This is a genomic window from Microbacterium sp. MYb62 (assembly GCF_002979475.1).
Classification (GTDB): domain Bacteria; phylum Actinomycetota; class Actinomycetes; order Actinomycetales; family Microbacteriaceae; genus Microbacterium.
In genome coordinates this window covers 1-4,169 of record NZ_PCOY01000046.1, presented here as the reverse complement: position 1 = coordinate 4,169, position 4,169 = coordinate 1, and the positions used below count along the sequence as shown (strand labels likewise).

At 71.3% G+C, this 4,169-nt stretch carries 4 protein-coding genes; 1 reads left to right on the top strand and 3 read right to left on the bottom strand.

All coding sequences use genetic code 11. The annotated features are described in order from the left end of the window. The 3 genes from CQ042_RS20175 to CQ042_RS20165 form a co-directional block, all read right to left on the bottom strand. Positions 1–774 (bottom strand): acyl-CoA dehydrogenase family protein (locus CQ042_RS20175; RefSeq protein ID WP_181157658.1); only part of this gene is annotated, 774 nt, incomplete at its 3' end. Beyond that, complete coding sequence (locus CQ042_RS20170) at positions 771–1,919, bottom strand: CaiB/BaiF CoA-transferase family protein (RefSeq protein WP_105672219.1); 1,149 nt, start codon at positions 1,917–1,919, stop codon at positions 771–773. The genes CQ042_RS20170 and CQ042_RS20175, both read right to left, overlap by 4 nt. Beyond that, the gene (locus CQ042_RS20165; protein WP_181157657.1) at positions 1,919–3,292 is read right to left on the bottom strand and encodes an amidohydrolase family protein; all 1,374 of its coding nucleotides are present in this window, start codon (positions 3,290–3,292) and stop codon (positions 1,919–1,921) included. The genes CQ042_RS20170 and CQ042_RS20165 overlap by 1 nt, the downstream gene beginning before the upstream one ends. 159 nt (positions 3,293–3,451) lie before the next feature. Between CQ042_RS20165 and CQ042_RS20160 the strand changes: the two genes are divergently transcribed. After that, positions 3,452–4,169: amidohydrolase family protein (locus CQ042_RS20160; RefSeq protein ID WP_146115448.1), on the top strand; the 718-nt coding region annotated here is incomplete at its 3' end.

Below are 4,169 nucleotides of genomic sequence, written 5' to 3'. Positions count from 1 at the left end.
GACGATGCCGTAGCGCGCCTCGTTCAGGCAGGCGAACGGCCCGGAGAGCCCGGCTGCGCCCGGAAGCAGCGCCTCCGCGGGCAGCCGCACCCCGTCGAGTCGGATGTCGCACTGCACGGAGGCGCGCATCGAGAGCTTCCCGTCGATCGGCGTCGCCGTGAAGCCGGGGGCGTCGGTGGGGACGAGGAACCCCCGGATTGCTCGTGCGCCTTCGCCGTAGGCGGGGTCCTCGACCTTCGCCCACACCACGGCGACGTCCGCCACCGAGGCGAGACCGATCCAGCGCTTCGCCCCGTCGATGACCCACTCGCCCGCATCGAACCGCGCGACGGTCGCGGTCGCCGCGGGGTCACTTCCCCCCTGCGGCTCGGTGAGGGCGAAGCATCCGACCGCCTCGCCCCTGGCCATCCTGGGCAGCCAGTGCTCCTTGTGCTCTTCGCTGCCGTAGCGGGCGATCGCGGTCATGGCGAGCGAGCCCTGCACCGAGACGAAGGTGCGCCAGGAGGAGTCCACCGCCTCCAGCTCCCTGCATGCCAGACCATAGGAGACGGCTCCCGCCCCGGCAGCCCCGTACCCCTCGAGGTGCATCCCGAGGAGGCCGGCCTCGCCGAGAAGCGGGATGAGCTCCTCGCGGAAGCGGCGGTCCTCGGAGTCGGCGTCGATGATCGGCGCGATGTGCTGCCGCGCGAAGTCGCGCGCCCGGTCGCGCCAGTGACGCTCGCGTGCGGTGAGCAGCGGGTCGAGGCCGATCAGATCTTCCAGGGACAGTGTCATGTCCGTTCTCCTCTCGCCGGAACCGATCGCTCCCATCGCGCGTCGGCATGTTCGCCCTCCTGCGGCGGCGGACGGTCGTACCGGGCCGGGGAGTCGCGGAGTCCGATGGGATTGGACACCGACCGTACTCCCCCCGTCGTCACGACCGGCGCGAGCCCGAGCCGGTCGGCCAGGCGGAGCGCTTCGCCGATGTCGTTGACGAGACCAGCCGGCACCCCGACCGCGGACAGGCGCGCGACCCAGCTCGCCGCGGGATCCGCCTGCAGGGCATGCTCCAGGAGGCGGGTGAGCGCGGCCCGATTCCGCACGCGGCTCTCGTTGTCGCGGAACCGCGGGTCCTCCGGGTCGATGCCGACCACGCCGCACAGCGCCCGATGCTGACGGTCGTTGCCGACCGCGATCACCAGATCCCGATCCGCGGCCGGGAACACGGCGTACGGCGCGATCGATGGATGCGCATTGCCCAGCCTCCCGGGCACGGGTCCTCCGGCGAGCACCGAAGCCGCCTGGTTCGTCAGCGCGGAGAGCAGGCTCTGCAGCAGGGAGATCTGCACGTGCTGACCGCGGCCGGTGCGGTCGCGCTCGCGCAGCGCCAGCAAGATGCCGGCGACCGCATTCTGTCCGGACAGCACGTCCACCAGCGCGACGCCGACCTTCGCGGGCTCGGCGTCCGGATGCCCGGTGATCGACATCAGGCCTCCGACGGCCTGGACCAGCACGTCGTACCCGGGGAGGGCCGACGCCTCTCCGAAGCCCGTGATGGTGCAGCTGATGAGGCGCGGATCGGCCTGGCGGAGAGTCTCATGGTCGAGTCCGAACCGTGCCATCACCCCGGGGCGGAAGTTGTCGACCACGACGTCGGCCGAGGCGACGAGCGCCCGCGCCCGCTGTCGCTGCGCCGCATCGTGCAGGTCGAGGGTCAGGGACCGCTTGTTGCGGTTCACGGCACCGAAGTATGCGGATTCGCCGCGCCCATCGACCGGCGGCACCCAGCCACGGGTCTCGTCGCCGCCGGGAGGCTCGACCTTGATCACGTCGGCACCGAAGTCCGCGAGCATCATGGTGGCGTACGGGCCGGCGAGCACGCGGGAGAAGTCGGCGATGCGGAGTCCGCTCAGGACGCCGGGTCCATCCTGCTGCGCCATCAGGACCGCCCGAGCCGGCGGGCCTCCTCGGCGAAGCCCAGGACGCGCGCGCGGACCGCGGCATCCCGCTCGCGCCGGCCGACGGCTTCGGCGACCTGGAGAACACCGTCGCGCTTGACCACCCGCCCGTCGACGATCACGTCGCGAACCTCGGCCGGCACCAGCGGCGAGGTCATCAGATGTGCGGCCGGGTCGTCGAGCGCCGCGGGATCGCGCGGCAGCACGATCACGAGGTCGGCGAGCGCGCCAACGGCGATCTCCCCGAGACGGTCACCGAGCCCGAAGGCGTGCGCACCCCCGACCGTCCCGAGGCGCAGCGCCCCGTCGATGTCGAGCGTCTCGGCGTCGCGGACGTGGTCCCGCGGCAGTCGACGCTCGTCGCGGAGCACCCGATGGTCTTCGAGCATCGACATCAGGTGGGTGAGGCGCAGGGCCGTGAACATCTCCATCGGTGCGACGATCGGGGGTGTGTCGGTGCCGACACCGAGGCGGACGCCGCGACGCACGGCCCGGCGCACGATCGACAGGGAGACGATCTCGGTGAGCTCCGCCTGGGGGGTGGTCGAGATCACGACGCCCTTGTCGGCGACGATCTCGAGCTCCTCGTCGCTGATCGGGTTGGAGTGCACGAGCAGCAGATCGTCGCCGAGGAGGTCGCTCTCGTGCAGGCGGCGCACCTCGTTCGCTCCGTTCTGATGCACCATCATCCGCATCCCGAGGTCGCGGGCGACGGCGACCTCCTCGATCACGCGCGGGAGCATCCCGGCGTTCGGCGTCGGCATCGCCAGGGCGATGGACACACGCCCGCCCGAGGCCGATGCGACGTCACGCAGTCGTGGGAGATCGCGCAGGCGTTGCGCCCGCGCGCGGTCGAGGTCGCCGTGGTCGCGGTCGTACGAGGCATTCGCGCCGTACCCCATGAGCACGCGCTGGCCGGAGGCGAGGTGGGCCGCGAGGCCCGCGTCGACGTGCGCGGCGGTCGCGTTCGCCCCGTGGAAGAAGTCGACGGCACCGGTGACGCCGTGATCGAGCATCTCCAGGGCGGAGCCGAGGATGCCGTCGTGCGTGTCCTGCGGGGTGTAGAGATCGCGGAAGCCGTCGAGGTGGCTGAAGTACCCCGGTGCGGTGGGGCGGATGCACGCGCGCCGCCACGGGTGCTCCCACATGTGCACGTGGGTGTCGATCAGGCCCGGCATCAGGATCGCTCCGGACGCGTCGATCACCTCGACGCCGTCGACGACCGGCCGTTCCGCACGATGAGGCTCGATGGTGGCGATGAGGCCGTCGCGCACGAGGACGTCGTGGCCGCGCAGGATCGTGCCCGCCGCATCCGTGGTGACCACGATCGCGTCCCTGATCAACGTCTGCCCCATGCCACGACTCCTCTGTCGATGTAAGTGGATTGGCCAAAACGCTATCGGGAGACGTGGCCGAGTGTCAATCGCCCACCAGACAGCCATTTCAGCCGAACCCTTCCCCACAGGGGTCGTTTTGGGCATGATGTGGTCAAGCCACTAACCGAGAGGATTTTCATGCGCGCACCGCACCGTCCCATCCTGATCCGCAACGGCACCGTGCTGACGATGGACGACAGCCTCGGCGACCTCGCGCACGCGGACGTGCTCGTCGACGCCGGCCGGATCACCGCCGTCGGTGTGGACCTGGAGGCGCCGGGCACGGCCACGGTGATCGATGCGGCCGAGATGGTGGTGCTCCCCGGCTTCGTCGACACCCACACCCATCTGTGGCAGACGGCCGTTCGCGGCACGGCCGCAGACGTGATCGGCGACGAGTATCAGGCCAACGTCAAGCGGCTCCGCGATCGCTACACCGCGGAGGACAAAAGACTCTCCGCGCACGTGGGCGCCCTCGAAGCGATGGCCTCCGGCGTGACGTGCGTGCTCGACCACTGCCACGACGTGCCGGATGCCGCGCACGCCCTCGCCTCCGCGCAGGGACTGCACGACGCCGGGATCCGCGCGGTGTTCGCGCCCAGCATGAACCCCCGCCGCGCCGCCTCCACGCACGAGGAGCGTCTGCTCACGGTCGACCGCGTGCGCCGCGAGCTCTCGGCGACGGACGGCCTCGTCGCGCCGGGCATCGCCCTCACCGACGCGCCGTTCGTGCGGGCGGCCGGCGACCGATGGGACTGGAACGCCGCAGAAGCCGCCTACGCCCGCACGCACGGACTGCCGATGACCGTGCACACGGGCAGCGTCAGCGACCAGGTGACGCTGCTCGCGCGGGCGG